Consider the following 24,705-nt stretch of genomic DNA (forward strand, 5'->3'; position numbering starts at 1 on the left):
GGGGCGGAAGCGTCCATGGGACACCCCGGCATTTGAACCGTTCTAAGCACTTTTGACACAAAAGGAAGGTTCCCGAATGGCTAGCAGCAATCGAAATCGAGAATGACGACTATTCCCACCGCAGTGTCGACCGAAACAGTGGCCGCCCCTCCCCCGGTCCCGACCGCAGCCAGCCTGTCCGGCCTCAGCATCGCCCTGATCATCATCGCGGTGCTCGAACTCCTCGACGGCATTTCGGTGGCATGGGGGATCTTTGGTGATCCTGAGATCGAGGTGCCAGCCATCAGTGGCGCTGCCAGCCTCATGCACCCGCTGCTGGCGCTGGCGGCCCTGGTATTCGCCGCCTTTGGGCGCGTGCGGCCTGCGATTGTCATGCTCGGCGCTGTCATTATCGTGACCTGGCTGAAATACATGCCAACCGTGCTGTCGTCAGGAATAGACGCGGTCGGCTTTGGCGCGATCTGGTCGCCTGCGCAGATCATCGCGTTTCCGCTCGTGGCTGTGTGCGCGATCTTCCTTGCCGCGCGCGACCGGCGGCTGCTCGTTGCCACCGCGCTGGTCAGCTTTCCCACCCTGTTCAACATCGCCGCCATCATCGCGATTGCCATCGGCCTCGCCATACGCGGGACCTGATGCACAACGCCGGCAAGCCAATGGGGACACCGATGACCACGGTCGAGATGCGCGCCGCTGCCCCGGCGGCCGGGATCGACGCTGCCACATCAGCGCCGCGCCGGATCGGCCTGCGCATCGCGCTGTCTGTGATCGCGCTGATGGAGCTCTACTGGGGCATGTCGAGCGCGCCGACGCTGCTGGACGATATGTCGAAAATCCCGGGTCACGGCATCGGCGCGGCCATCGTCAAGCTGCACCTGGCCGTCCATCCGGTGCTGGCGCTGTCGGCGCTGCTGTTCGCGGCGATCGGTTACGTGCGCCACGCGGTCATGGCGCTCGGCGCGGTCATGCTCATGACCTGGCTGAGCTACATGCCCTCGGTGATCAGGCACGGGCTCGCGTTCAACGGCCCTTACGCGGCGCTGGAAACATCCGTGCAAATCATCCTGTTCCCGCTGATGGCCGCCTTTGCCATCGCCTGTGCGGCACGCGACCAGCGGCTCGGGGCCGCCACGGCGCTGGTCAGCACGCCGACCCTGCTCAACCTGTTCACCACGATGGCGTTCTTTATCGCAATGACGATGCGCGGCTTCTGATTGACATTCGAATAGGCCTCTTGCAGGAAGCTGCCGCGCAAGCTTCAATGGGGCCCAGAGGGGCATTTACAAATGATATCACGACGACAGTTTCGCCGATCGGTCCTGGTCACGGCCGCGCTGGCGCTGGCGGCCTTCTCCGCCTCGCCGGCCCGCGCCGACCGCTGCGACGACGTCGCCAAGCAGCTCGCCGGCCAGATCGACGGGGTCAAGGTCAACTTCAAGGCGCGCAACATCGTCTATCTGACGCATCCCGCCACCAAGGAATTTTCGATCGGCTGCCGCGGCCAGAACTACTCGCTCGAGCTCTTTGCCAAGACCGACCGAAAATTCAAACCGGAATTCCTTGCACTGGTCGCCAACGCCGGCGCGCTCGTCTTCACCATTCCGAAGCCCGACGTCGTGACCGGCTCGACGCGCTGCATGAAGCGGATGGGCATCCTGCGCGGCGACAAGGTTTCGATGCGCTTCCGCCGACTCAACATGGAATGCACGCGGACCAAGACCGAGGCCTCGATTGCGGTCACACGCGGCAAGGACGAGTAGCCGCGGCCCTTCCGGAATCTGCTGCATTCTAATGAATTTTCGGGCGCCCCGTTCACCATCGGGCGGGATCGCCGGCCGGGATTCACACATCGTTCGCTTCAATGCCTCCAGTGTCGGAGGCAACGAAAAGGATGATGCCGATGGATATCTCTGCTGTGTCCGCGCCGGTGCTGATCAAGCCGCCTGAAGCCAGCGCGCCCAAAACTGATCTAAAGCTCACGGAAGTGAAGCCCGCCGACGTACAAAACGGCGCCGCCGCCGACGGCACGCGCCTGCCGAAGCCGACGCTGCTTGCCGCCCTGCCGCCCGGACAGGGAACGCGGGTCGACCAGCTCGCATAGAGGCTGCTCGCCCTTGGCCTTGTCGGGGCCAAACGCCGCAAGTTTGCCGAAAAATCGCGCGATCATGATGCCCCAGGCAATGGGGATACCGCATGATCGCGAAGCTGTTGCTGCAGAATACTTTCTTCGTCGTCGGGATGGGTACGCTGCTGTTTGCCTCCGCCGGCACGCTGCATTGGCCCGGCGCGTGGGCATGCCTTGCGACCTCGGCGGTGCTCGGCCCGGCCTGCGGCCTGTGGCTTGCGAAGACCGATCCTGCGCTGCTCGCCGAGCGGATGCGGCTGACGGCGCGCGAGGAACAGCCGGCCGCCGACAAGAAGTTCATGCTGGTGTTCGCCGCCACGGGGTTGATCTGGTTCGTCGCGATGGGACTGGACCGGCGCATGCAGGCCTCCGATGTCCCCCTGGTTCTGCAGATGCTGGGCCTTGCCATGTACCTGCTCTCGACCGGCTTCATCATGTGGGTGTTTCGCGAAAACTCGTTCGCGGCCCCCGTGATCAAGGTACAGACCGCGCGCGACCATCATGTGATCTCGACGGGTCCATACGCCTTCGTCCGTCATCCCATGTACAGCGGCATCATGCTGTTTTTCATCGGCGTGCCGCTGCTGCTGGGATCCTGGTGGGGCGTGGCGCTGGCGCCGCTGTTCGCCATCCTGTTCGCGGTACGCACCCGTATTGAGGAGCGCACGCTGATCGCGGGCCTGCCGGGCTATGCTGACTACGCCGCGCGCGTGCGCTATCGTCTGATTCCGGGAATCTGGTGAGGGACACATGCCTGAAAGCAAGACCTACACGGGCGGCTGCCATTGCGGCCAAGTTCGATTCGAATGCACCACCGACCTCGCAATGGTGACCGCCTGCAATTGTTCGATCTGCACCAAGAAGGGCCTGCATATCACGTTCCTGGAGCCGAAGAGCTTTCAGCTCCGCGCCGGCGAGGACAATTTGCGCGAATATCTCTTCAACAAGCACGCGATCCGCCACCAGCTCTGCATCGATTGCGGCGTCGAGGTTTTTGCGCGCGGCGCCAAACCTGACGGCAGCGAAGTGGTGGCGCTCAATGTGAGTTGCATCGACGGCGTCGAGCTATCGAAGCTCACGATGACGCCGTTCGATGGGCGGAGCAGGTGAAATGAAAGCGCTGCTGTCGCTGCGTCGACGGTGAGCTCCCTCGCCCCGTTCTTCACGGGGTCGAGACGAGCGAAGCTCGCTCTTAGAGGGTTGGGGTGAGGGACTCCATCCGCGAAAGCGGTGCAAGTTGATAGTCCGGTACCCCCTCACCCGGCGCTACGCGCCGACCTCTCCCCGCAAGCGGGGCGAGGTTGAGGAGCCCGCAGCGACCCGCCTCTCACACATCCAGCGCCTTGTAGCGCCGGAATATTCCGTCTTCGTTGAACTCGATCCGCCGCTCGCTGGCGAGATAGGCCTTGATGTTCGGCCGCGCGGCGACGCGGTCATGCAGTTCGACCAGGGCCGGAATGTTCTTTTCAAACGCTTTCATGCGCTTGGGAAAAGCGTAGCGCAGCCCCTCCACGATCTGGAACAGCGACAGGTCGACATAGGTCAGGCGCCGGCCGGTAACGTAGCCGCCGCCACCCGCGGCCAGCAACGCCTCGAAATAATCCAGATATTTCGGCACCCGTGATTTCCAGAATTCTTCCGTGCGCTTTTTGGCCGGCGCCTTCTGCTCCTCGTAATACAGCGACGGGCCGAGCGGATGATGGGTGTCATGAACTTCCAGCACGAAATCCGTAATGGTGAGCTGCAGCTGGTGCACCCACAGCCTTGCCGCTTCCGCCTTCGGCGCCAGCCCATGGCGCGCGCCGAGATAGAGCAGGATGTTGGCGGTCTGGCCGATCACGAGGTTTCCCGCTTTCAGGAACGGCGGAGCAAAAGGCGGCGTGCCCTTTGCAGTCTCCATCATCTTCATCATCGCGCTGGTGCCGTTGCCGGTTCGCGCCACGTCGGTATAGGCCGCGCCGGCTTCTTCCAGCGCAAGCCGGACGTATTCGCCGCGGCCCTGAATATGTGGCCAGTAATACAGTTGATAGCGCATCGACGGCATCTCCAAAGAGCCCTGCTCGCAGCCATAACACATCAGTCCGCATTTCGTTCGTCACAATGGGATCGGGCTTGTGCCCATCGCAGCACAATCGCGTTTCGTGGATTCTCCACAGGCGCGAATCTGTCCGGCGGCGGGAGGCCGTGTTAGGTTGCGGGTGCCGGATTCCTCACCACGACAGGAGCATGGGATGGCGGATAACAAGAAGAAGCGCGGCGGTGCCGATGCCGCGCTGATCGCAATGAGCGAAGCTTACGAAGTCGCCTACTGGTCGAAGAAATTGAAGATCACGCCCGCCCAGCTGAAAGCCGCCGTCAAGACAGTCGGCCACTCCGCCAGGAAAGTGGAAGCCTATATCGGGGAGCAGAAACACAAGGCCGCCGACCGCGCCCTGATCGCCATCACCCAGCCCCACGAAGTCCGCTACTGGTCGAAGAAGTTCAAGGTCACCCCGGCAAAGCTGAAGACTGCGGTGGCCGCCGTCGGGCATTCGTCGAAAAACGTCGGTGCCTATCTGGCCAAGAAGAAGACGACCAAGAAGGCCGTCAAAAAGGCAGCGAAAAAGAAGACCGCCAAAAAAAAGACCGCCAAGAGGACGTTAAAGAAGGCGTCAAAGAAAAAGGCCGCCTGAAAGGCGGCCTCAAAGCCGGGCATGGCTTCTTCGAGCAACAGCGCCGCGATCGTGGGCCCGTCGCCGACCAGGGCGACGGTGTCAGGCGATGGCGGCTTGCGTGAGGCTCAATATCCGCAGGTGGCGCAGCGCGGCGCGACCGGCGCGTAATAGGCACGGGCCGGCGCAACCATTTCAACGCGCTGCTGGACGGCGTATCGCGGGGCTGTCCGTTCATAGTGGACGCGGCCGGGCGAGACCATCACGGTCCGCGGCACCATCACAGTGCGATAGCGCGCCGGGGTGCGATAGGCGGTGACGCGGCCGGGCGAAACCATCACGGTTTCCCGCACGGTGCGGTACTCCGCCGGGACCACCTGCTGCACGTATTGCTGACCGCAGCAGGGCTGCGGCTGGTAGCAGGAATAACAGCCGGCGGAAGCGGCGGTCGGGATGGCGGCGACGGCGAGCGCGGTGGCGAAGGCGGCGGCAATAACGCGAGACATGATTATACCTGCTGGCTTGAAGAAAATTCGTGAAGTTGCACGCAACTTCGTCCGTTTGAATGATCTAGCCGAGCAACACCATGCGTCAACTTGAAAAGAATATTTACCTTGACGAACATCGCTAACAATTGCTGAACGGCGCGCCCTTCGCAGGCACCGGCCGAACTTCATCCAGCAAGCAGCCCCTCGGGGCCACCTGACTATTCGCTATTCACCGCGCACTGTGAGTTTTCATTGACTCACTTTGCCAGCCCGAGCGACTTCAGCGCCTTGCCGTTGTCCTCGTTGTCCGCATTCATAAACGCGGCGAACTTCGCCGAATCCAGATAGATCATGTCGAAGCCGCGCCTGTTCATGAATTCCTTGAACTCCGCGCTGTCCCAGATCTTCTTGATCGCGGTTTCGTATTGCGCGGCAATTTCCGTCGGCAGGCCCTTGGGCGCTGCAAAGCCGCGCCACACACCCTTGTGCCACTTGTGACCCGTCGCCTCCTCGGTGGTCGGCACATCAGGGAAATTCGGCGCGCGCTTCGGCGAGAAGAACACGAGGCTGCGGATACGCCCCGCCTTGAGCAGCGCCTCGGCTTCGGGCATCGAGCACGCGACGAAATCGACACCGCCGGCCGCGAGATCGGTCAATGCGGTCGCGGCGCCCGTGGATGGCACCCAACGGATCGAACCGGGCGAAACGCCGTCCGCCTGCATCAGGCCGGCGAGCGCGACATGCCAACTTCCTCCCTGCCCCGTACCCGAGGCCACGACCTTGTTCGGGTTCGCCTTGATATGCGCGAACAGTTCCTTGACGCTCTTGAAGGGCGAGTCCGCCTTCACGTGGATCGCGGCGGGATCCTGATTGACCAGCGCAAGCGGCGTATACTTCTCCCAGGTGAGATCCGTGAGTCCCACCCAATGCATCAAGTTGATCTCGAGCGTGATGAGACCGAACGTGTAGCCGTCCGGCGCGGCGGTGGCGATTGCCTGGTGGCCGACCACGCCCGACCCGCCCGTGCGGTTCACGACGTTCACCGGTTGCTTGAGATCACGTTCCAGCATGTGCGCAATCTGGCGCGCAACCGCGTCGGTGCCGCCGCCGGCGGCCCACGGCACGATCAGCGTGATCGGCCGCTCCGGGAAGGTCGCTTGGGCGTTTCCGGCGCCGAGCAGGCTGACGGCCGCAAGCGCCGCAAGCGCGAAATTTCTCACATGCCGAAGCATTCGCAAACCCTCCCGCTTTGTTTTTGATGCGCCGGGTGAGACACCGCGGCGCGCGCTTATGCGCTATCCGCCATTCGGACAATGGATCGCGAACATGTCAAGGGAAGCGCCGGCATTAACGCAAGGGGACTGACAGGCAAGTTGAAGGCATCGGTTCGGACGTGATTGAAGCACCCAAACGAGAGGGCCATTTTCATCCGGTGTAAGCGTCGTTCAGCCCCGCACGCTCGCATAGTCCCAGCCGATCCAGTCGCAGAGCGCGCGGCCCATCACGTCCTCCAGATCGGCGCCCTTCAGCCACGGCAGCTCCTCGGTGAACAACGTGACGCATTGCCGGTAGCTGCACGGCATCCGCGTGATGTCGGTGCCCCAGAACATCCGCTTCGGCCCGTAGGCATCGAAGATACGGTGCAGCCCGTCATGGATGTTGCGGAACGGATAGGGTTTTGTCGAATAATGCGGCGCGCCGGTCGCCTTGACCGCGACGTTCGGCAGCTGCGCCAGCGCGAGCAGCTCATCGAGATGGACGAACGCCTCGGCGTCCCGTCCGTGCCGGTTCAGGCCGCAATGATCAAGGACCATCCTCAGGCCGGGATGGCGTTCGGCGATCTCGCGAAATTTCGGCAGGAACAGTCCGCCCATCATCGCCAGCGGCAGCCCCTCCTGCTCGGCCGCGGGCCACAGCCAGTCGAGCGAGCCGTCGTAGAGCCATTTCTGGTGCGCTTCCAGCAGCAGCGGCCAGCGCAGCCCCATCATGCCGGGCTGCTTGCGCCAGCCGTGGATCAGCTTGCGGTTGTCAGGGTTTTCGAGCGGAAAATTGCCCATGATGGCAAAGCGGTCCGGATATTTCCGGGCCGCCTCGATCGCCAGCGCGTTGGAATCGGGATCCCAGCCGGTTGGCGGATGGATCAGCGCGGCATCCACCCCTGCCTCATCCATCTCCCGCAAAACTTCCTCGGCCGTGAACTTCGCGACCTTGCGATGCAGCCCCGACGTCGGCGTCACGGTTTGCGACCAGATGTGAACCTGCGCGTCGATGATCTTCATGATTTCTCATTCCGTCATTCCGGAAGGGTGCGTCAGCACCCTATCTCAGGTGCGCAATTGCGCACCGGGGAATCTCAGGATTCCCCGCTGTGCAATTGCACATCTGAGATTCGATGCTTCGCATCACCTCGGAATGACTTCGTCAGTTCGCCGCGAAGCAATACATCAGGCCGTCGCCGCCGGTGCTCTTCAGATCGTTCTGCGAACAGCCGCCGTCCGGTCCGCGCGACGGATGCGACGAATTCCAAGACTTCGAGGCGTCGTCGTCGCGCAGGCCGACACGGTCGATGTGCCCGACCATCGCCGCCCCCTGCGTGCTGCTCGTCCAGTTCTTGCAGGTGCGGTCCTCGCCGGCTGCAAAGGCCGTTCCGTCCGACTGTGAGCCCGTCAGCACGTCATGGCGGTTCGGCGTATCGCCGCGGCCGTTGATGACATCGCCCTTCTCGCTGAGCGCGGTTTGTTTGGTGAGACCGTTGCTGCCGTGCAGCTCGGCGACATCCTTGGCGACCACCGTGCCCTTGGAATTCTTCCAGGGTCCGTTGCCGATGCGGTCGCGCGCATTGACGGCGGGCTTGCCGTCGGCGGCCTGGGTCGAGAGATAGGCGCGCCAGGTTTTACCGCCCGCGCCGGCCGCCTGCGCCAGCGTCTGGCATTGATTATCGGCCCCGGCGAGGCCGCCGAGATTGCCGCCATTGCCGATGCCGTTGCTGGTCACGAAGAAGCTGGTGTCGGCCGATTGCGCCTGTGCCGGCGCTGCGGCCAGAACCGAGATCGCCGCGAGGGCGAAACCAGCCGGTGAGATCATCCTGGAACCAAGGTTCATCGAAGCCTCCCATTTTTTCTTGTTGGTACGCCGTCATCAACACGCCGCGGCAATCATTATTCCGGGGTCATATCAGCAAAGCAAAAGGCGCCGCGGAATGAACCGCGGCGCCTTGCATCTTGAGCGTTCAGCAGAGGATCAGTTGGTCTGCTGGATCGCCGAGAGTTCCCAGTGTCCGCCGGACTGCCGGGCAAAGGTCCAGACTTCCGTCGCTTCGATCGGGGTTTCGCTGCCCGAGACCAGGCGGTTGGTGCCGCGCTCCAGGGTCTTGTCGACCAGCGAGAAGCGCATCGCGACGCTCGCATAATCGGTTTGGCCTTCGCGCCAGGCTTCTGCAAGGTCGCCCTGCAGCAGTTTGACGTCCGAGGTCTTGTTGACGTCGTTGTTGGCCTTGTTCTGCTCGAGGTCCTTGGTGAAGTACGACACCATCTCGGGCGTCGCGAGCGTATGCAGTTTCGCGACGTCCTCGTTCGACCACGCGGCCTGGACTTCGCCAAGCAGCCGTTCGAACGCCTCGTAGTCAGAAGGTCCGATCTCGAGCGGCGCGGGGGCGCTCGATCCCAGACCAAAGCCCATTCCGGAGCCGAAGCCGGTTTGCGGCGGGGCTGAACCCGCGGCAGGTCCGGCACCGGAATTGGCATAAGCGTTTGCCGGCGTGTGGCGGCGCTGCCACCACGACATCGCCAGCTTGACCACGATCAGGATCAGGCCGATCTGCAGGACCAGGCCGATGATCGACGCAATCCCGCCAAGACCGCCGAGCAGCCCGCCACCGGACAGCATGCCGAACAAGCCGGCGCCGAGGAAGCCTGCGGCGAGACCGCCCATCATCATGCCCATACCGGGCCGGCTGAAGAAGCCGCCCTTGGCCGCGCCTGCGGCGGCTCCAGCGGCCGCCGGTGCGCCCGGCTGGCTGAAGGTACGGTTCATGGGCTGCGCCGCATTGGGCGCCGTGGTGGTGCTGGGCGGCGCCGAATAGGTCTTCGATCCCCGCGAACCGGAGCTGTTGCCGCCGCCCACCCGGGCGTCAGCCGCCGTGATGGCCATCGCGGCGGGAACCGCCAGCGACAGGACGATGGCGAAGGCCCGAACAATTCCGCGCGTTCGTTGCGAGAAATTCATATCTGTTTCCTCAATTCCCCGGCATGGGGAAGCAGCCCCTAAGATGGGCAGAGCTGCTTAAAAGTGAAGCCGTAAACGGGAACAAGCGCTGCGGCCCTCAGTCGCGGGGATGTGACGATTAGGCCGGTTGTGGGATTGAACCCGTTGGAATTCAGAAGTTTTCCGCGCTGACCTGGCGAGTCGGATGGGGATCGGCGGCGACGGGGCCAGGAACCGGTGCACGGATCGGCCCGAGGATGCTTAACGCCACCTCACCGACCGGCGATGGATGCGATGTTTCCTCGGCCACGAGGGCCTGATCCATGGTGTGGGCCCCAAGCTCGCACATGGCCTGGGTCGCGACATCGCCGCGGCGAACGCATTCCTTGGCCAGAAATTCGAATTGCGCCCGCGCCTGGCGCAGGGTCTCTTTCGACACGACCGCGCTGTTTTCGCCGGGCGCTGAATCCCGGGGCGCTGAATCCCGCTCTTGCGGTTGAACCGGAGGCGAGCCGCCTTGGGCTTCCGCGCGCGGGTCGGTGGCGGCAACGCCGAGCTGGCTGATCCGGTCAAAGGCCGACCGAAGCTCCTCCCGCTTGGCCTCAAGCGCCTCGATCCTCTGTTGCAGCTCCTCGTGTTCGTTCGCGGTCGCGACGCGGATCGTCGCAAGTTCATCCTCGCGTGCCCGCAGTCTGGATTGCCAATCGTCACGCTCACGATCAAAGGCAAGCCTGAACTCGGCCATCACGGCCTCGCTCTGCGACAGCTTTGCCGAGAGTTCGTCGCGCTCGCCCAGAAAGTCGCTGCGCTGCTGCTCGATTTGCTTGATGCTCGCCTGCAGGCTTGCCTTCAGCGCGACACGCTCCTGATCGAAGCCTGTACCAAGCTCGGCCAGGGCCGATTCATGCGCCTGCGATTTCGTCGCGGCCTCCTCCTGTGCCCCCTTCAAGGTTTCCTGCGCCAGCTTCAGCGTGTCGCCGAGTTCGAGCAACTCCGCCTCCCGCCCCTGCAGCGTCGTCTTGAGCGTATCGCGCTCGGTGATGATGAAACTGGAAAGCTTTACGTGCCGCTCGATGTCATGCCGAAGGCTTTCGCATTCGGTTTCCAGCTCCTCATTCTGGTGGCTCACGGTTTCGTACTTGTAGCGCCACAGCTGTTCCTCATCGAAGGCGCCGGAAACGCGCGCCATCAGGCCGTCGATCAGATCGGCCGCCCGCAGCAGATTTTCGGCGTTCTGCCCGTTGGACATCATGTCGGCGAAACGGCGCAGAAAATACGCTGTTTCCGCGGCGTCAGCCGCCTCAGGAACCGTGGCAGGATCGGTCATGCAACTTGCCTTCGTGAGCAGCGTCGGTGCCGTAAGCGGACACCTTAACCCCGTTCAGAACGGCAAATGTATGGTGGCTGTATGGTGGCGTGGGTTTTCCGGCCCAAAGGTGACAACAAGGGCCGCTCCCGCCTCGCAAACCCTGAAAACCGGACCGAAGACCGCAAGCGGTTACGACGCCGTCATGGTTTCCTTCACCTTGGCGACCAGTGCACTGAGCGCGAAGGGTTTGGCGAGGAAGGCGAACTGCTCGTTTTCCGGCAGGCTCTTGTCGAACGCCTCTTCGGCATAGCCGGAGACGAAGATGATCTTGAGGTTGGGATTGCGCTGCCGCATTTCCTTGAGCAGAGTTGGGCCGTCCATTTCCGGCATCACCACGTCGGAGACGACGAGGTCGACGGCGCCGTTCTTCTCTTCCAGCGCTTCCATCGCCTCGATGCCGTTGGCGGCCTCGATCACGCTGTAGCCGCGCGAACGAAGACCGCGCGCGTTGAGCGAGCGCAGGCCGTCCTCGTCTTCCACCAGCAGGATGGTGCCCTGCCCGGTGAGATCGGCCTGTGGCTTCGGCGGCTCCGCCACGGCTTCCTTTGCGGCGCCGTTGGTGACCTGAGGTTCGGGGGCGGCTTCCAGTTCGGGACGGTGCCGCGGCAGGAAGATGCGGAATGTGGTGCCCTCTCCCGCCGTCGAATCCACATAAACAAAACCGCCGGTCTGCTTGACGATGCCATAGACGGTCGACAGCCCGAGGCCGGTGCCCTTGCCGACCTCTTTGGTGGAGAAGAACGGCTCGAAAATCTTGTCGACGATCTCGGCGGGGATGCCGGTGCCGGTATCGGCGACGTCGATCCGGACGTAATCCGCAGCCGGCATGCCCTTGTAGGACAACAGCGCGGCTTCATCCGTCGTGACGTTGCTGGTCTTGACCGTCAGCTTGCCGCCATCGGCCATCGCGTCGCGGGCATTTACGGCGAGATTCACGATCACCTGTTCGAATTGCGAGACGTCGACCTTCACCGGCCAGAGATCGCGGCCGTGCACCAGGTCGAGCTTGACCTTCTCGCCGATCAGGCGGCGCAGCAGCATGGTGAGATCGCTCAATGCGTCGCCGAGGTCGAGCACCTGCGGCCGCAGGGTCTGGCGGCGCGAGAACGCTAGCAGCTGCCGCACCAGCGTCGCGGCGCGGGTGGCGTTCTGCTTGATCTGCATGATGTCCTGGAACGACGGGTCGGTCGGCTTGTGCGCGTTCAGCAGGAAATCGTTGGCCATCATGATGGCCGAGAGCACGTTGTTGAAATCGTGCGCGATGCCGCCGGCGAGCTGGCCGACCATGTCCATCTTCTGCGACTGGTTGATCTGGTTCTCGAGCGTGCGCCGCTCGGTGGTTTCCAGCATGTAGACGATGGCGGCTTCGGTTTCGCGCTCGTCCTCCTCGACCGCGGTGACGAAATATTGCGCCCAGCGCTCCTTGGCGCCGTCGAGCATGGCTTCGACCGGCGCGATGTCGCCCTGCCCTTCGGCGGCCTGGTTGATCGCCGCGATCAGCAGGCTGCGGTCGCGGGCGTTCACGCTGCGGAAGATCGACTTGTTGGCGGCACCATCCGCACTCAGGCTTTGCGCCAGCTTGGCGAAGCGGGCATTGGCGCGCACCACCGCGCCGGCGCGGTCCACGGTCGCGATCGCCATCGGGGTATGGTCGAAGAACCGCATGAAGCGCACTTCCGCGGCGCGTTCCGGGTCGGAATGCTCGTCGCGCGCGCGGCTGATCACCAGCGTCCGCGACGCGCCGGGCACGCCGTCGGCGCCGAACGCCAGCTTGTGATAGAGCCGCACCGGCATGGTCCTGCCGCTGCGCATGCGCAGGTCGATGTCGAGCACTTCGGTTTTGACTTCGCCCGGCACCGCCACGATCGAGGTCAGCAGCGACGCGCCGTCGCCCGATACGATATCGGTCAGCTTCAAGCCGCCCGATCCGATCTCGGCAAGGTCGTGATCGAGCCAGCCCGCCAGCGTCGCGTTGACATAGACGACCTCGCCTGAAGGACTGACCGAGAAGAAGCCGCAAGGCGCGTGATCGAGATACTCGATCGCGTGCTGCAATTCCTTGAAGACGTCCTCCTGGCGTTCGCGATCCCGCGTGATGTCGGCGATCGACCACACCGAATATTTCGCCTCGCGCTTGCTGGCGCCGAGCGGACGCACCCGCATCCGCAGCCAGCGGCCATGGGCGCCGTCGGTTCCTGCGATCCGGACTTCCTCCTGCTGCCGCTTGCCCTCGCGCGCCGCCTTGAGCAGGCGGAACACCGCCTCCGACACATCGGGATTGCCGATGAAGACGCGCTCGATCGGGCGCACCTCCTGGGCGGTCGCGGCCCCCGTCAGCGCCAGATAGGCGGCGTTGGAATAGACGACATGGCCACGCGAATCGGTGACTGCGAGCCCGTCATGGGCATGGTCGGCGATCCGCCCCATCACCGGATCGTCCGTAGAGCGGTCGGTGAAGCGGATGATTCCAGCGGCAAAGGCGAACAGGTTGAACAGGCCGACCATGGCCAGCAGCGCCAGCACGCCGAGGATATAGGGCTGGGCCTGGGCGCGGCCGATGGTCATCAGCACCACCGCGATCGCGACGATGCCGGCGGCCACCAGCAGCACCAGCACGATGCTGCCGCCACGCCGCGCCGGCTCATGGGCCGCGAAGGGCTCGGGGGACGGATGGCTGTCGGTTTCGGCGGTCATATCAGGGGACGCAAGCCCGTCGGCATGGGATGGCGCGCTGATCTGCGCGCCCTTGAGTGCCTGAATCGGACCGGCAAGCGCAAGTCCATCAGGCGGCTAATTGGCATCAATAGCGGTTTCAAGCGAAATGGGCACCGGTTCGAGTGAAGAAAACACGTAAAAAACTATCGTCCAAGGCCTTATCCAACGCATTTCAAGGCAATTTCCGACCCATCCGTCAGTTGCGCCGGCCGGCAGCGTCGCGCTTCAACCCCATGACGAAGCCGATGATTTCGGCAACCGCATGATAGTGCTCGACCGGGATTTCCTCGTCGACATCGACGGTCGCATAGAGCGCGCGCGCCAGCGGCACGTTCTCGACGATCGGAATGTCGTGTTTCTTGGCGATCTCCCTGATCTTGAACGCGATATTGTCGACGCCCTTGGCAACGCAGACCGGCGCCGACATGCCGCGGTCGTAGGACAGCGCCACCGAATAGTGGGTCGGGTTGGTGATGATCACGCTGGCCTTGGGCACATCGGTCATCATCCGCTTCTTCATGTTGGCCTGGCGCAACTGCCGGATCTTGGCCTTGATGTGGGGGTCGCCTTCGGACTGCTTGAACTCGTCCTTGATTTCCTGCAGCGACATCTTCTGCCGCTCGAACCACTGCCGGTACTGGAAGAAGTAATCCGCGATCGCCACGGCGGCCAGCATCGCCACCACCGCGCCCATCAGATGCAGCGTCAGACTGGTGGTGACGCCCATGATCGCCGTCGGGTCGAAGGCCAGAAACGACTCCAGCCGGTGGCGCTCCGGCCACAGCACCGCCATCATGACGGCGCCGAGCGCGACCAGTTTGAACACGCCCTTGAGGAAATTCGCCAGCGCCTGCTTGCCGAAGATGCGCTTGAAGCCGGCGCCCGGCGACACCTTGCTGAATTTGGGCGTGAGCGATTCCGACGACCACACCAGCCGGTGCTGGATCATGTTGCCGGCGATGGCCGCCAGCATCAGCATCAGCAGCGGCACGCCGATCGCCGCCAGCACGGCAATGCCGAGCGTATTGCCGAGTTGCAGCAGCGCCGAGCCGTCGGCGCGCAGCGTGCCGGCATTGGCGATCAAATTGCGCATCGGCATCAGGATGCCGCCGCCGATCGAGCCCGAGAAGGTCGACAAAACAAGCGTCGCGCCCGCGATCACGAACCAGGTGTTGACTTCCTGGCTCTTGGCAACGTCGCCCTTGGCATGCGCGTCGTCGAGACGCTTTTGCGTAGGGTCTTCTGTTTTATCGTCGCTATCGTCGGCCATCGCGGCGCCTTGGGTATTTTATTTGAGAGGTGTGAGCTCGTGCATGACGCCGGTGAAGTAGTTCAGATAGGTGCCCATCATCGCCGTGAGGACGGCGGCGAAGATCAGGAAGCCGATCAGGATCGAGAGCGGCACGCCGACGAAATAGACCTGCATCGCCGGCATCAGCCGCGCCAGAATGCCGAGCCCCATGTTGAAGACGATGCCGAACACCAGAAACGGCGCCGACAATTGCAGGCCGATCTTGAAGGCCGCGGTGAAAGCGCGGGTCGCAAGCGCCGCGACATCGCCGGTCGGCATCGTCTCGCCCGGCGAGAAGATCCGGTAGCTCTCGTTGAGCGCCGCGATCACCAGGTGATGGGTGTCGGTGGCGAACAACAGAGTCATGCCGAGGATGGTGAGGAAGTTGCCGATCAGAAGGCCCTGCTGGCCCTGGGTCGGATCGACGGCGGTGACGAATCCGAGGCCGAGTTGCTGGGCGATCACCGAGCCTGCGACCGCCAGCGCCGACAGCGTCACCCGCGCGGTGGCGCCGAGCACCACGCCGATGACGATCTCGTGCACCATCAGAACGCCCATCGCGCTCATCGAGGTCAGATCGACCTGATAGGCGGCGCGGTGCAGCGGCAGGATGATCAGCGTCAGCAACAGCGCGATCGCGAGCTTGATCCGGACCGGGATGTTGCTCTCGCCGAATCCCGGCAACAGCATCACCATCGCCCCCACGCGGGCGAACACCAGCATGAAAGTGGCGGCCAGGGCCGGCAGCATGGAGACATCGATGCGCATGGTCTACGCACAGTGCATCATCCGCCTATGATTCGCGACGATATCCGCATCATGTAGCCTTGCAGCGAATCCGCCATGAACGGCAACGCCAGCAATAACGTCACGAAGATCGCCAGGATCTTCGGCACGAAGATCAGCGTCTGCTCCTGGATCTGCGTCAGCGCCTGGAACAGCGACACCACGACGCCGACCACGAGGCCGACCACCATCAGGGGCGACGACACCACCACGATGGTCCAGATCGCATCGCGCGCCACGTCGAGGGTTTCAGCACCGGTCATTTTGATTCTCGCTCTTTCCGCAGCGTCATTCCGGGGCGCGAAGCGAACCCGGAATCTCGAGATCCCGGGTTCGATGCTGCGCATCGCCCCGGGATGACGTCCAAGAGGACGTCAAATCGGCATCTTCATGATGTCTTCGTAGGACTGGATCACCCGGTCGCGTACCGACACCAGCGTCGAGACCGCGACGTCGGTCTCGGCCACCGCGGTCACCACGTCCATGACGTTGGCCTTGCCCGAGGCCATCGCGATGGTCTGGGAGTCGGACTTCTTGCCGGCCTCCATCACGCTGCCGACGGCATCCTTGAGCAGCGCGCCGAAGGACGGACCGCCCGAAGTCTTCCCGCCCTTCTCGGCGCCGCCGGTCTCCATGATGCGCGAGAGCGCGGCGTAGGCGTTTGCTGCAACTGTCGGTGAAGCCATGGTCTATGATTCCTGTTTCAGGCCTTGAGGATGTCGAGCGTGCGTTGAATCATCCGGCGCGTGGCGCTGATGATGTTGAGGTTGGCCTCATAGGACCGCTGGGCTTCGCGCATGTCGGTCATTTCGACCAGCGGGTTGACGTTGGGATATTTGACGTTGCCGGCGGCGTCCGCCGCCGGGTTGCTCGGCTCGTACTTGACGCGGAACGCCGACTGGTCGGCGCGCACCTTGCCGAGCGTCACCACTTTGGCATCGATGGTGCGGTCCAGCGCCGAGGAGAAGGTCGGCACCTTGCGGCGATAGGGATCGCCGGCGGAAGTCGGCGCGGTGGAGTCCACGTTCGCGATGTTTTCCGAGATTACCCGCATCCGCCCGGCCTGCGCGCGCAGGCCCGAGGTCGCGATGCTCATCGAGCGGGCGAAGTCGCTGCCACCATCATCTGCCATGATCCGGTTCCCCTAAATGCGGCGCGTCAGCGCTTTCCGATCGCGGTCTTGAGAAGTCCGAGGCTGCGGGTGTAGAGCGAGGTGGCCGCCGCATAGTCCATCTGGTTGGCGGAGACCCGCATCATCTGATCTTCCAGATTGACGGCGTTGCCGGCGGGCCGGGTCAGGAACCCGCTCTTGCCGCCATCGCCGTCGAAGGTCTGCCCACCGCCGGACACGGCGATATGGCTCGCGCTGGTGCGCATCATCGCCATCGATCCGAAAGTTCCGCCGACGGTGGCGGCGGAGCCTTTTTTGTCGAATTTCGGTTCCACTAGGTCGCGCGGCTTGAAGTTCGGGGTATTGGCGTTGGAAATGTTTTCGGCGAGCACCCGCTGGCGTTCCTGATGCCACTGCATCTTGGTGCGCAGCGCCGACAGGATCGGAAGGTCGTTGATGGCCATCGCGAGCGGGTCCTCGTTAACCTCTGGCAGTCGCCGCGAGGTAGGCAGAATTTGCCCGGTGTATGGTTAACGGCTGGTTAAAATCCGCAGAAACAGGCCGTGGACAACGCGTTTGCGCCGGCGCCGGCGCCCAAAAGAGCGCATTTTCGCCACGAAACCTGCGTTAACCAGCAGCGGCCGACGCGGCCGGGGACGCTCAGAAGTCGTTTTGGATCAAGCGATTCTTGGTCTATTAATTAATGGGCGGCAGCGTTTGCCGTGGGGAATTAAGGAATTAGGGCTGATCTCGGGCGTGATTCGCCGGTCGACGGATCGCTTCGGAACATGAATATCGTTTCGGAACATGAATCCGGAAGAATCATGTTCAAGTTGGAAGATCAGATCCGCGCACGTCGAAGCAAGCATGTGAGAACGGCCTGAGGCCGGGGACTAGAGAATGCAGACAGCATATTTCATCTTCGCATTCATCGCCGTGCTGGCGCTGATCGGCGTTGCCGCATGGCTCGTGCGCCGCTTCGCCACCAACCGCCTCGGTGCCAACACCAATCGCGGCAGGATGCCGCGGCTGGCCGTGATCGACGCCGCCGCCGTGGACGGCCGCCGGCGCCTGGTGCTGGTCCGGCGCGACAATGTCGAACATCTCCTGATGATCGGCGGCCCCAGCGACATCGTGGTGGAACCCAATATCGTCCGTGCCATGCCGGGCCGTGACCAGATGGCGCCGCGGCCTGCGGTCACCGGCGAGCAGCCACCGCGGATCGCCCCGCTGCCGGATGCCGGCTGGAACGACGAGAGCGCCCGCGACCCGTTCGATCACGGCGAACCGCAAATGCCCGAGCCGCCGCCGCGCCCGGCACGCCCCGCCTTCGCCGACGAGCTCCGCCGCCCGGCGCCGCCGCCGATGGCCGAGCGCCGCACCGATCCGCTGGCAAGCTTTTCGCCGGAGCCGATGGGCGGCCGGCCGGAACCGCGTCCAGAGCCGGTCCCGCAGCGCCCGGCCCGCACCGAACCCATGATGCCGCGGCCGCAGCGCCAGATGGAGCCGCCGAAGGCGCCGCCGCCGGTCCGCGCGCCAGAGCGTGCCGCAGCACCGCCACCGCCACCCCCGCCGCCTGCGCCTCCGCCGCAATCCGCCGACCAGAATCTCGCCGAGATGGCGCAGCGGCTCGAAGCTGCCTTGCGCCGTCCCGCCGATGCCCCGATCGCGCCGCCGGTCGCGCCCGAGCCGCCGCCTGCCCGCCCCGCGCGCAGCGAGACGCCCGCCCCGCCCCCCGCGCCCGCGCCGCAGAAGACCGGGTTTGAGAACCTCGAAGACGAGATGGCCTCATTGCTGGGCCGCCCGAAGTCTCCTTCGTGAGATCGGCGAAAGCCCCGCGTAGAGTTTTATTTTTTGTCGCACTGATAGCCGCCGGATCGCTCGCCGATCCGGTGCTGGCGCAGGACATCAGCATCAATCTCGGCCAGGGCGGTGGCGGCGTCACCGAACGCGCGATCCAGCTGATCGCGCTGCTGACGATCCTCTCGATCGCGCCGTCGATCCTGATCATGATGACGTCGTTCACCCGGATCGTGGTGGTGCTGTCGCTGCTGCGCACCGCTTTGGGCACCGCGACCGCACCGCCGAACTCCGTGATCATCGCGCTCGCGATGTTCCTGACCGCGTTCGTGATGGGGCCGGTGCTGCAAAAATCCTATGACGACGGCATCAAGCCCTTGGTCGCCAACCAGATCGGCGTCGAGGACGCGCTGCAAAGGGCGTCCGTGCCGCTGCGCGGCTTCATGCTGAAGAACGTTCGCGAGAAGGACCTCAAGCTGTTCCTGGACATGTCGCGCGAGCCGCCGCCGGCGACGCCGGAAGAGATGTCGCTGCGGATTCTGGTGCCGGCCTTCATGATCTCCGAGCTGAAGCGCGCCTTCGAGATCGGCTTCTTGTTGTTCCTGCCCTTCCTGATCATCGATCTCGTGGTGGCGTCGGTTCTGATGTCGATGGGCATGATGATGCTGCCGCCGGTCGTGGTGTCACTCCCGTTCAAACTGATCTTCTTCGTGCTGGTCGACGGCTGGTCGCTGGTGGCGGGAAGCCTGGTGCAGAGTTACGGGACGTAGCTGATCTGATCCGAGCCGATGTCACGGGCGGTCGGATAAGCCGTCGCGCCGGCCTTCTCGACGACAGCCGTCGTGATCATGCTGATGCCATTGTCCGCGACCACGTCTTTGGTCCGCAATTCCACCGCGAAAAGCGCGGTGCCGATGACCGCGACCACGACAGCGATCGCGACCGGAACCAGCGCTCGGTGTGTATTCCTGGGATGCATAAAAATTAGTCCGTCTCTCGCGCTATTTGGCTGCTTGGAAAGCTACGATTTGGGATGGAAACGGTTTCAAACAAGGAGCTCACGGATGACAAGTGCGCGACTGGTAAATGCCGGCGATCTCGACGCGCTGCTTGCGCTGTTTGCCGAGTCCGATGTCAGCCGGAGTGCCGAACCAGAACGAGCTAGAATAATATGGGCGCAGATCCTCGCCCGCGAAGGAGTAATGATCTTTGTTTCGGACGAAAGCAGTAGAATCGTTTCAACCTGCATGCTCATCACCACGCCCAACCTGCTGCGCGGCGGCCGTCAGCACGGCATTCTCGAGAACGTCGCCACCCATCCCGACTTCCAGGGACGCGGCCACGGCCGCGCGGTGGTCGCGGCAGCGCTGGCCGAGGCGTGGAAGCAGGATTGCTATCAGGTATTGATGCAAAGCGGCCGCGCCGATCCGCGCGTGCACCGGTTCTACGAGGTCTGCGGCTTCGTGCCGGGACTTCGTACCGCCTACGCCGCGCGCAATCCTGCGAAATAGCAAAGGCGCGCAACGCCTCGCGGTCTACTCACTCCTTGAAATCATACTGCTTGCAGAGATGGTCGCCGATCTGCACCACCATCGCGACGCATTCGGGATAGCCCGGCTTGTCGATCGTCGCCTGTTCGGCACTTACGCGAAACTCCCAGGAGTCGCCGTCGCGGAGCACCGAGATCACCATTCCATCGGGACAATCGGAATGGACCTTCAACTCGGCTACTGCCATCGCGATGAGTTCGGCTTCGGTCTTGGCTGGCTTGCTCATGGCGATAGTTCCCCCGGTGGCGACCTTGATTTTGTGCGCGCAGGTTGCCGGTTCGGAAGCGGTCTGTCGAGGGGACGAGCAGGAGGCGCGATACCTTGCCGCGCCGGGGCGCTATTTCGGGATGTGCTTGGTGAATATCCTGACGACATAGCCCTTCACGGCCGGCGCTGCGTCGAACATATCGGAGGCGATGCGCTCGACGGCATCTCGCAGCGCCAGAAACTGCGCCTGTCTTGCCAGGCTATCGGTTCCCTTGACGCCTGCGAGCTCGTCCATGGCGGCGTCACTGATCTGGCATTCGATCGGCTCGTCCCCATTTTGCATGGTGAACTTGAACGCCAATCGTTCGTTGTCGTGTCCTACAATTCGGCCCCGGGTCAGCGGCATCGAACGACAAACTTCCATACGGCTTGATGTGTGGATTTCGCTTAACCGACGAAACGCCGGCGCGCAAACCCCGCCGGGGGTTGCCCGAACTACTATTTTGCCGCTCCGGCGGTTTTGTGTCCTGATATCGCGGGCAAGGACCCGGTGTGGACCGGCTCGCCCCTGGCCATTTCGGGCGAAATCGGCGCGCGCGCGGTGGCGTCGGGGAAGCGGACCTTCATTTCCCGGATAAAGCCATCGAGCGTGTCGACGCCTGCCGCCATCTTGGCAATCGCGGCAAATTCGGTGCTTGAGGCAGCGGCCGGCTTGCTGGCGAGATCAAACGCCATCCGGTCGGTATCGCCCAGCATCAGCGGCGCATATTTCTCGCGGAAGCGCGACAGTCCGATGACGTCCTCGGCGAGCGCATAGCCGACGACGGCGCGGATCACGTCGCCCTTCTCCACCGCGTTCAGCGGTTTGAAGTCGCGCCAGCGATCGGCATAATACAGTTCGATCTGCTCGGAAGCCTCGCGCCACTGCCGCGACGCCCAGTAGATATCGGAACGCAGGCGGATCGCCTCGCGTCCGGTGATGTTGGAGATGATGTCGAGCGCGAGATCATGGCGTCCGACGTCGCTTTGCGCGCGCCCCTCCAGCAACAGGCGCTGCTGGCGCAACTCACCCGAGAGATCGGCGATGCGCGTGGTGCGCAGCGCGGCGATCGCGCGGTCCGGCTTGCGGTTGGTCAGATAGACCATGGCAAGGCGCGCAGCCACCTGCGCGCGCGCGGCGCCTTCCAGCCGCTTATCGATCTGATACTGCAGCAGCTCGGCGGCCTGATCGAGCAGGTCGACCGCGACCAGGCGGTCCGCCAGACGACGGATCATCTCGTCGCCGCGGCGGCCGATCGGCGTCAGTTCGCGATATTCGTAGAACATGCCGAGCGCATCGATCGGCTTCATGTCCTCGCCCTTGGGGCTGAGAAAGAGCTGCGCGAACAGCGCGGACGCGGCGTCCTGGCCCTGCCGCGCCAGTTCGGAATTCGGCTGCAGCCGGGTCGCGGTCTTGGCCGCCGCGAGCGATTCCTCGTAGCGGCCCGCATCGGCATAAAGCTGCGACAATACCGCAAGGGTCTTCAACTCGATCGCGTCGCCACGCCAGATCGCCGACAGCGTTTCCAGTTCACGCAGCACCTCGGCTTGCCCGAGCTGGCCGCGCCGCTGGCGGAGCAAGACCTCCAGCAGCTTGGCTTCGGCAGCCGCAGGCCGATCGGGCGAATTGGCGGCGAACCGGTAGGCGTCGAGCGCGTCCTTGTCGTGGCCGAGCGCCTCGGCCAGCCGTCCGCGCAACACCGCGATCTCCGGCTTCATTTCCTTGGGCACGCCGACAACCTCGAGTTCGCTGCGGCGGCGCGAGGCTCCGGCATAGTCCTTCACCTCGAGCGACGCCCGCATCGCATCCGCGGTCACGATGCGCTGCATTTCCAGCGGCAGGGCCGCGATCGAGAACTCCGCGTTCTTGAACTTCTCGCGCGCGTCAGCCCACTTGCCCTGGCGTGAAAAGGCGAGCGCCTTCCACAATTGGGAATCATAGCCATTGCCGATCACCGAACTGGCCAGGCCCTTCAGTCCCCGCTCGGGATGGCCGATCAGGATGCTGGCGACCGCATTGACCATGACGACGGCAGCGTCTTCGCTTCCAGCCTTGGATTCGGAGAGAATGAGGTTGGTCACTCCCCTCGCTTCCTGAAACATCCCCCGCGCCATGTAGAAATTGGCAAGGTCGAGCCGGGCTTGCGCCAGCCCGTCATCGCCGGCCGCGGCGACCGCCTTGATCAGCGCATCGAGCCGACCCAGAAAATTCTCCTCGCGGTTCTTGCGCCATTCCTTGGCGTCAAACAACGGCCGCACCGCCGCGGTGGCGCGTTCGGCAGAGACGTCGGCCGACGAAAGCGTCAGCCCGCCCGGTCGGCCGAGCATCACCTTGTCGGATCCGACCTCGGCGGTGATGTCGTCTGAATTTGGATGAACGACGACGCCGTGGACGGATTCCAGCAGCGACAGCTCGACGAAGTCCTGCCGCTTGATGAAGCCGCGGGTCGGCGGCGGCGCGGTGACCACCAGCAGCGTGTCGCCGGCGTCGGGGTCGACCAGCCGATGCATGAGACCGGGGTTCGCCAGCGGCACGGTGACGTTGGCCAGCGCCGGATCGGTGATGTTGCGCAACACCTGCAGCGGCAATGGTGGCGCCTGCACACGATCGGCAAATGTCAGCGTCCAGACCATGCCGTTGGCGCGGCCGTCGCTTTCAAGCGACGGCATCTGCGGCCGGTTGAGACGAATGCGGATGGCCTGGCCTTTTTCCAGCGGCAGCCGGCTGACGTCGCCGATGATTGCGCCGCCCTTGGCGCGGATCTGCTCGACATCGATCGGCCCGGTCTGGTCGAACACCAGCCACACCGTGTCGGCGCGGCGGAACATGGCCGCCGGCGTCGGCGCGGCAAAAGAAAACATCACGCGCAGGCCGTCGCTGTCGCGCCTCGCCTCGACGGAAGCCACCGCTGGTTCGGCTTTCTTCGGCGCCTCAACGGCTGCAGCGGCCTTCTTCGGCGCTGCAGGTTTTGGCGTCTCGATCGCGGCGGCGGGCTTTGCTTCCGAAGGCGCTACTGCTTTCGGCGTCTCCACCGGCGTCATCTTCTCAGCCGCAAGCTCCGGCTTCTGCGGCACAGAAGGCAACTTTTCCACCACCGGTGCGGGCACGGCAGCCTGCGGCGCCGGCTTCTCCGCGACGAGCGCGGGCTGCTCGACGACCGGCACAATCTTCTCGGAAGCGCGCGGCGCTGTCTCAGACGCGCGCTGCGCTGTCTCTGGAGCTGGCGTCGCTTTTTCAATTGCGGGCGGCGCCTGCTGCGGTTCGCCGGGCTTGATCTCGATTTTGGCCTGCTCGGCGATCGCCTCCGACGTCACCGGCGGCAGCTGCGGGGGGTGCTGCGGCGGGATCGAGTCGCTGAGCGGCTTGCTCTGAGCGCCCGCTTGGGCAGCGGCGATCTGCGCCACTATTCCCGACCTCGCCGTCGGGCCATGCACGACAGCCGGGGGCGCGGCGACCGGGGCTTGCGCCTGCTCCGCCGCCGGCTTGTCGACCTGCTGGAAGGCGACGTCGATGACGTAGTTCTTCTCTTCGCGGAAGGAATGCACGTCGACTTCGCCGATCAACACGATATCGACCGCGGAGGAATCGCCATCGGTCCGCTGCGTGATCGAGGCGATATTCGGCGGCGCCGCCACCTTGGCATCGGCCAGATCGAACGCCAGCACGCCGTTGAACTGCAGCGTCAGCTTCTGCTCGTTCAGCACCGAAGAAACGTTGACCCCGTTGGGCATTTCAAAGACGAAGCGCACAAAGGTCGGCTGCACCGAGGCGCGGACGCGCACCGGCGGCTTCTTCTTGGTCGCGGCAACCGCAAGCTGGGCGCGCAGCGCGCGTTCGGCGGCGCGGGCCCGCGCAGCCAGTTCGCGAATGACGTCGGCCGGCAGCGTGGGCGGCGGGCCGGTCCAGCTGTCGGGGAGGAAGTCGACGAAGATCCGCTCGCCGGCCGTCATGGTGTTGATCGTCGCCCGCCGCGCCAGCGACAACCGGATCGCCGAACCATCAGGGTCGCGCCGCGCCGAGCCGACATAATCGGGCACGGCGTCGCTCAGCTTGTCGACGGGAATGTCCACCGGACGCTTGAAGCGGATCACGATGATGGAGCCGGCGGTGATGACGTCGGACTCGACGTCCTCAGCAAGCTTCAGCACAAGCCGCGCGTAGCCGCCGGACGCCGTGAACGTCGCGTCGCCCTTGACGAGGTCCTGCGCCCGGCAAGGCGAGGCCGCCGTCAGGCCGGACAGCAACAGCAGGATAGCAAGTGGCGAGCGGAGACCAAGAGATCGGTTAAGGGTGACATCAAGGCAGCGCCGGGCCATCCGCGCCAATGCGCGGCCTTGCGACCCAATTCCAGCGGCAGCCCTTTGCCCCATCC

At 64.1% G+C, this 24,705-nt stretch carries 28 protein-coding genes; 10 read left to right on the forward strand and 18 right to left on the reverse strand.

The features are described from left to right. Nucleotides 1-102 precede the first annotated feature (102 nt). From JQ641_RS17235 to JQ641_RS17260, 6 genes are all read left to right on the forward strand, one after another. The gene (locus JQ641_RS17235) at nucleotides 103-633 is read left to right on the forward strand and encodes a hypothetical protein (protein WP_211997190.1); all 531 of its coding nucleotides are present in this window, start codon (nucleotides 103-105) and stop codon (nucleotides 631-633) included. Between the two features lie 32 nt (nucleotides 634-665). After that, nucleotides 666-1,211, forward strand: a complete 546-nt coding sequence (locus JQ641_RS17240; protein WP_249150516.1) for a hypothetical protein — start codon at nucleotides 666-668, stop codon at nucleotides 1,209-1,211. A 72-nt stretch (nucleotides 1,212-1,283) separates the two neighbouring features. Beyond that, nucleotides 1,284-1,757 (forward strand): hypothetical protein, encoded by a 474-nt coding sequence (locus JQ641_RS17245; RefSeq protein ID WP_211997191.1) that lies wholly within the window; start codon nucleotides 1,284-1,286, stop codon nucleotides 1,755-1,757. 140 nt (nucleotides 1,758-1,897) lie between these two features. Next, on the forward strand, nucleotides 1,898-2,098 hold the full coding sequence (locus tag JQ641_RS17250; protein ID WP_211997192.1) for a hypothetical protein: 201 nt from the start codon (nucleotides 1,898-1,900) through the stop codon (nucleotides 2,096-2,098). 92 nt (nucleotides 2,099-2,190) lie between these two features. Continuing rightward, nucleotides 2,191-2,865 (forward strand): methyltransferase family protein, encoded by a 675-nt coding sequence (locus JQ641_RS17255; RefSeq protein ID WP_211997193.1) that lies wholly within the window; start codon nucleotides 2,191-2,193, stop codon nucleotides 2,863-2,865. 7 nt (nucleotides 2,866-2,872) lie between these two features. Beyond that, a complete protein-coding gene (locus JQ641_RS17260; RefSeq protein ID WP_211997194.1) occupies nucleotides 2,873-3,232 on the forward strand; it encodes a GFA family protein in 360 nt (119 codons plus the stop codon). Between the two features lie 217 nt (nucleotides 3,233-3,449). On the opposite strand, the gene JQ641_RS17265 is transcribed toward JQ641_RS17260, so the two are convergent. Beyond that, nucleotides 3,450-4,157: a glutathione S-transferase gene (locus tag JQ641_RS17265; RefSeq protein ID WP_211997195.1), complete on the reverse strand. Its 708-nt coding sequence runs from the start codon at nucleotides 4,155-4,157 to the stop codon at nucleotides 3,450-3,452. A gap of 79 nt (nucleotides 4,158-4,236) precedes the next feature. On the opposite strand from JQ641_RS17265, the gene JQ641_RS17270 reads away from it, so the two are divergent. Next, entirely contained in the window at nucleotides 4,237-4,794 is a 558-nt protein-coding gene (locus tag JQ641_RS17270; protein WP_349628579.1) for a DUF3606 domain-containing protein, read from the forward strand. Between the two features lie 107 nt (nucleotides 4,795-4,901). On the opposite strand, the gene JQ641_RS17275 is transcribed toward JQ641_RS17270, so the two are convergent. The 13 genes from JQ641_RS17275 to flgB form a co-directional block, all read right to left on the reverse strand. Then, nucleotides 4,902-5,279: a hypothetical protein gene (locus JQ641_RS17275; RefSeq protein ID WP_211997196.1), complete on the reverse strand. Its 378-nt coding sequence runs from the start codon at nucleotides 5,277-5,279 to the stop codon at nucleotides 4,902-4,904. A gap of 239 nt (nucleotides 5,280-5,518) precedes the next feature. Further along, on the reverse strand, nucleotides 5,519-6,493 hold the full coding sequence (locus JQ641_RS17280) for a tripartite tricarboxylate transporter substrate binding protein (RefSeq protein WP_211997197.1): 975 nt from the start codon (nucleotides 6,491-6,493) through the stop codon (nucleotides 5,519-5,521). A gap of 213 nt (nucleotides 6,494-6,706) precedes the next feature. Continuing rightward, nucleotides 6,707-7,540 carry an amidohydrolase family protein gene (locus JQ641_RS17285; RefSeq protein WP_211997198.1) on the reverse strand — a complete coding sequence of 278 codons (834 nt, stop codon included), beginning with the start codon at nucleotides 7,538-7,540 and terminating at the stop codon, nucleotides 6,707-6,709. Nucleotides 7,541-7,682: 142 nt separating this feature from the next. Then, nucleotides 7,683-8,363 (reverse strand): lectin, encoded by a 681-nt coding sequence (locus tag JQ641_RS17290; protein ID WP_211997199.1) that lies wholly within the window; start codon nucleotides 8,361-8,363, stop codon nucleotides 7,683-7,685. A gap of 138 nt (nucleotides 8,364-8,501) precedes the next feature. Continuing rightward, nucleotides 8,502-9,485 (reverse strand): Tim44 domain-containing protein, encoded by a 984-nt coding sequence (locus JQ641_RS17295; RefSeq protein WP_211997200.1) that lies wholly within the window; start codon nucleotides 9,483-9,485, stop codon nucleotides 8,502-8,504. Nucleotides 9,486-9,636: 151 nt separating this feature from the next. Then, nucleotides 9,637-10,653: a hypothetical protein gene (locus JQ641_RS17300; RefSeq protein WP_211997201.1), complete on the reverse strand. Its 1,017-nt coding sequence runs from the start codon at nucleotides 10,651-10,653 to the stop codon at nucleotides 9,637-9,639. 309 nt (nucleotides 10,654-10,962) lie between these two features. Continuing rightward, nucleotides 10,963-13,527 carry a cell cycle histidine kinase CckA gene (gene cckA / locus JQ641_RS17305; protein WP_211997202.1) on the reverse strand — a complete coding sequence of 855 codons (2,565 nt, stop codon included), beginning with the start codon at nucleotides 13,525-13,527 and terminating at the stop codon, nucleotides 10,963-10,965. A gap of 217 nt (nucleotides 13,528-13,744) precedes the next feature. Further along, on the reverse strand, nucleotides 13,745-14,818 hold the full coding sequence (gene flhB, locus JQ641_RS17310) for a flagellar biosynthesis protein FlhB (protein WP_211997203.1): 1,074 nt from the start codon (nucleotides 14,816-14,818) through the stop codon (nucleotides 13,745-13,747). Between the two features lie 18 nt (nucleotides 14,819-14,836). After that, nucleotides 14,837-15,607, reverse strand: a complete 771-nt coding sequence (fliR, locus tag JQ641_RS17315; protein ID WP_211997204.1) for a flagellar biosynthetic protein FliR — start codon at nucleotides 15,605-15,607, stop codon at nucleotides 14,837-14,839. A 17-nt stretch (nucleotides 15,608-15,624) separates the two neighbouring features. Further along, the gene (fliQ, locus tag JQ641_RS17320; protein WP_192740264.1) at nucleotides 15,625-15,888 is read right to left on the reverse strand and encodes a flagellar biosynthesis protein FliQ; all 264 of its coding nucleotides are present in this window, start codon (nucleotides 15,886-15,888) and stop codon (nucleotides 15,625-15,627) included. 111 nt (nucleotides 15,889-15,999) lie between these two features. After that, nucleotides 16,000-16,311: a flagellar hook-basal body complex protein FliE gene (fliE, locus tag JQ641_RS17325; RefSeq protein ID WP_211997205.1), complete on the reverse strand. Its 312-nt coding sequence runs from the start codon at nucleotides 16,309-16,311 to the stop codon at nucleotides 16,000-16,002. Nucleotides 16,312-16,328: 17 nt separating this feature from the next. Next, on the reverse strand, nucleotides 16,329-16,757 hold the full coding sequence (flgC, locus tag JQ641_RS17330) for a flagellar basal body rod protein FlgC (protein ID WP_211997206.1): 429 nt from the start codon (nucleotides 16,755-16,757) through the stop codon (nucleotides 16,329-16,331). A 26-nt stretch (nucleotides 16,758-16,783) separates the two neighbouring features. Continuing rightward, nucleotides 16,784-17,200, reverse strand: coding sequence for a flagellar basal body rod protein FlgB (gene flgB, locus JQ641_RS17335; RefSeq protein WP_192740261.1), 417 nt, complete (start codon nucleotides 17,198-17,200; stop codon nucleotides 16,784-16,786). A 436-nt stretch (nucleotides 17,201-17,636) separates the two neighbouring features. On the opposite strand from flgB, the gene JQ641_RS17340 reads away from it, so the two are divergent. Then, entirely contained in the window at nucleotides 17,637-18,557 is a 921-nt protein-coding gene (locus tag JQ641_RS17340) for a flagellar biosynthetic protein FliO (protein WP_211997207.1), read from the forward strand. Next, entirely contained in the window at nucleotides 18,554-19,306 is a 753-nt protein-coding gene (gene fliP / locus JQ641_RS17345; RefSeq protein WP_211997208.1) for a flagellar type III secretion system pore protein FliP, read from the forward strand. Before JQ641_RS17340 ends, fliP begins: the two co-directional genes overlap by 4 nt. On the opposite strand, the gene JQ641_RS17350 is transcribed toward fliP, so the two are convergent. Next, nucleotides 19,294-19,515: a hypothetical protein gene (locus tag JQ641_RS17350; protein ID WP_211997209.1), complete on the reverse strand. Its 222-nt coding sequence runs from the start codon at nucleotides 19,513-19,515 to the stop codon at nucleotides 19,294-19,296. The two genes, fliP and JQ641_RS17350, sit on opposite strands and share 13 nt — an antisense overlap. A gap of 85 nt (nucleotides 19,516-19,600) precedes the next feature. Between JQ641_RS17350 and JQ641_RS17355 the strand changes: the two genes are divergently transcribed. After that, entirely contained in the window at nucleotides 19,601-20,047 is a 447-nt protein-coding gene (locus JQ641_RS17355; protein WP_211997210.1) for a GNAT family N-acetyltransferase, read from the forward strand. A 28-nt stretch (nucleotides 20,048-20,075) separates the two neighbouring features. Here JQ641_RS17355 and JQ641_RS17360 read toward each other — a convergent pair whose 3' ends face one another. From JQ641_RS17360 to JQ641_RS17370, 3 genes are all read right to left on the reverse strand, one after another. Continuing rightward, nucleotides 20,076-20,312 carry a hypothetical protein gene (locus tag JQ641_RS17360; protein WP_211997211.1) on the reverse strand — a complete coding sequence of 79 codons (237 nt, stop codon included), beginning with the start codon at nucleotides 20,310-20,312 and terminating at the stop codon, nucleotides 20,076-20,078. A 111-nt stretch (nucleotides 20,313-20,423) separates the two neighbouring features. Then, nucleotides 20,424-20,717 carry a DUF1488 family protein gene (locus JQ641_RS17365; protein WP_349628580.1) on the reverse strand — a complete coding sequence of 98 codons (294 nt, stop codon included), beginning with the start codon at nucleotides 20,715-20,717 and terminating at the stop codon, nucleotides 20,424-20,426. 74 nt (nucleotides 20,718-20,791) lie between these two features. Further along, the gene (locus JQ641_RS17370; RefSeq protein WP_211997213.1) at nucleotides 20,792-24,703 is read right to left on the reverse strand and encodes a tetratricopeptide repeat protein; all 3,912 of its coding nucleotides are present in this window, start codon (nucleotides 24,701-24,703) and stop codon (nucleotides 20,792-20,794) included. Between the last annotated feature and the right edge of the window lie 2 nt (nucleotides 24,704-24,705).

This window comes from Bradyrhizobium sp. JYMT SZCCT0180 (genome assembly GCF_018130165.1).
Taxonomy (GTDB): Bacteria; Pseudomonadota; Alphaproteobacteria; order Rhizobiales; family Xanthobacteraceae; genus Bradyrhizobium.

Coding starts and splice junctions, on each gene's coding strand:
- JQ641_RS17365 (WP_349628580.1), bottom strand. CDS start 20,717: ATGGAAGTTTGTCGTTCGATGCCGCTGACCCGGGGCCGAATTGTAGGA.
- fliR (WP_211997204.1), bottom strand. CDS start 15,607: ATGCGCATCGATGTCTCCATGCTGCCGGCCCTGGCCGCCACTTTCATG.
- JQ641_RS17255 (WP_211997193.1), top strand. CDS start 2,191: ATGATCGCGAAGCTGTTGCTGCAGAATACTTTCTTCGTCGTCGGGATG.
- cckA (WP_211997202.1), bottom strand. CDS start 13,527: ATGACCGCCGAAACCGACAGCCATCCGTCCCCCGAGCCCTTCGCGGCC.
- JQ641_RS17300 (WP_211997201.1), bottom strand. CDS start 10,653: ATGGCGCGCGTTTCCGGCGCCTTCGATGAGGAACAGCTGTGGCGCTAC.
- fliE (WP_211997205.1), bottom strand. CDS start 16,311: ATGGCTTCACCGACAGTTGCAGCAAACGCCTACGCCGCGCTCTCGCGC.
- JQ641_RS17340 (WP_211997207.1), top strand. CDS start 17,637: ATGCAGACAGCATATTTCATCTTCGCATTCATCGCCGTGCTGGCGCTG.
- JQ641_RS17250 (WP_211997192.1), top strand. CDS start 1,898: ATGGATATCTCTGCTGTGTCCGCGCCGGTGCTGATCAAGCCGCCTGAA.
- fliQ (WP_192740264.1), bottom strand. CDS start 15,888: ATGACCGGTGCTGAAACCCTCGACGTGGCGCGCGATGCGATCTGGACC.
- JQ641_RS17275 (WP_211997196.1), bottom strand. CDS start 5,279: ATGTCTCGCGTTATTGCCGCCGCCTTCGCCACCGCGCTCGCCGTCGCC.
- JQ641_RS17360 (WP_211997211.1), bottom strand. CDS start 20,312: ATGAGCAAGCCAGCCAAGACCGAAGCCGAACTCATCGCGATGGCAGTA.
- flhB (WP_211997203.1), bottom strand. CDS start 14,818: ATGGCCGACGATAGCGACGATAAAACAGAAGACCCTACGCAAAAGCGT.
- flgB (WP_192740261.1), bottom strand. CDS start 17,200: ATGGCCATCAACGACCTTCCGATCCTGTCGGCGCTGCGCACCAAGATG.
- JQ641_RS17285 (WP_211997198.1), bottom strand. CDS start 7,540: ATGAAGATCATCGACGCGCAGGTTCACATCTGGTCGCAAACCGTGACG.
- JQ641_RS17350 (WP_211997209.1), bottom strand. CDS start 19,515: ATGCATCCCAGGAATACACACCGAGCGCTGGTTCCGGTCGCGATCGCT.
- JQ641_RS17280 (WP_211997197.1), bottom strand. CDS start 6,493: ATGCTTCGGCATGTGAGAAATTTCGCGCTTGCGGCGCTTGCGGCCGTC.
- JQ641_RS17235 (WP_211997190.1), top strand. CDS start 103: ATGACGACTATTCCCACCGCAGTGTCGACCGAAACAGTGGCCGCCCCT.
- JQ641_RS17290 (WP_211997199.1), bottom strand. CDS start 8,363: ATGAACCTTGGTTCCAGGATGATCTCACCGGCTGGTTTCGCCCTCGCG.
- JQ641_RS17295 (WP_211997200.1), bottom strand. CDS start 9,485: ATGAATTTCTCGCAACGAACGCGCGGAATTGTTCGGGCCTTCGCCATC.
- JQ641_RS17245 (WP_211997191.1), top strand. CDS start 1,284: ATGATATCACGACGACAGTTTCGCCGATCGGTCCTGGTCACGGCCGCG.
- JQ641_RS17265 (WP_211997195.1), bottom strand. CDS start 4,157: ATGCGCTATCAACTGTATTACTGGCCACATATTCAGGGCCGCGGCGAA.
- flgC (WP_211997206.1), bottom strand. CDS start 16,757: ATGGCAGATGATGGTGGCAGCGACTTCGCCCGCTCGATGAGCATCGCG.
- JQ641_RS17370 (WP_211997213.1), bottom strand. CDS start 24,703: ATGGGGCAAAGGGCTGCCGCTGGAATTGGGTCGCAAGGCCGCGCATTG.
- JQ641_RS17260 (WP_211997194.1), top strand. CDS start 2,873: ATGCCTGAAAGCAAGACCTACACGGGCGGCTGCCATTGCGGCCAAGTT.
- JQ641_RS17355 (WP_211997210.1), top strand. CDS start 19,601: ATGACAAGTGCGCGACTGGTAAATGCCGGCGATCTCGACGCGCTGCTT.
- JQ641_RS17240 (WP_249150516.1), top strand. CDS start 666: ATGACCACGGTCGAGATGCGCGCCGCTGCCCCGGCGGCCGGGATCGAC.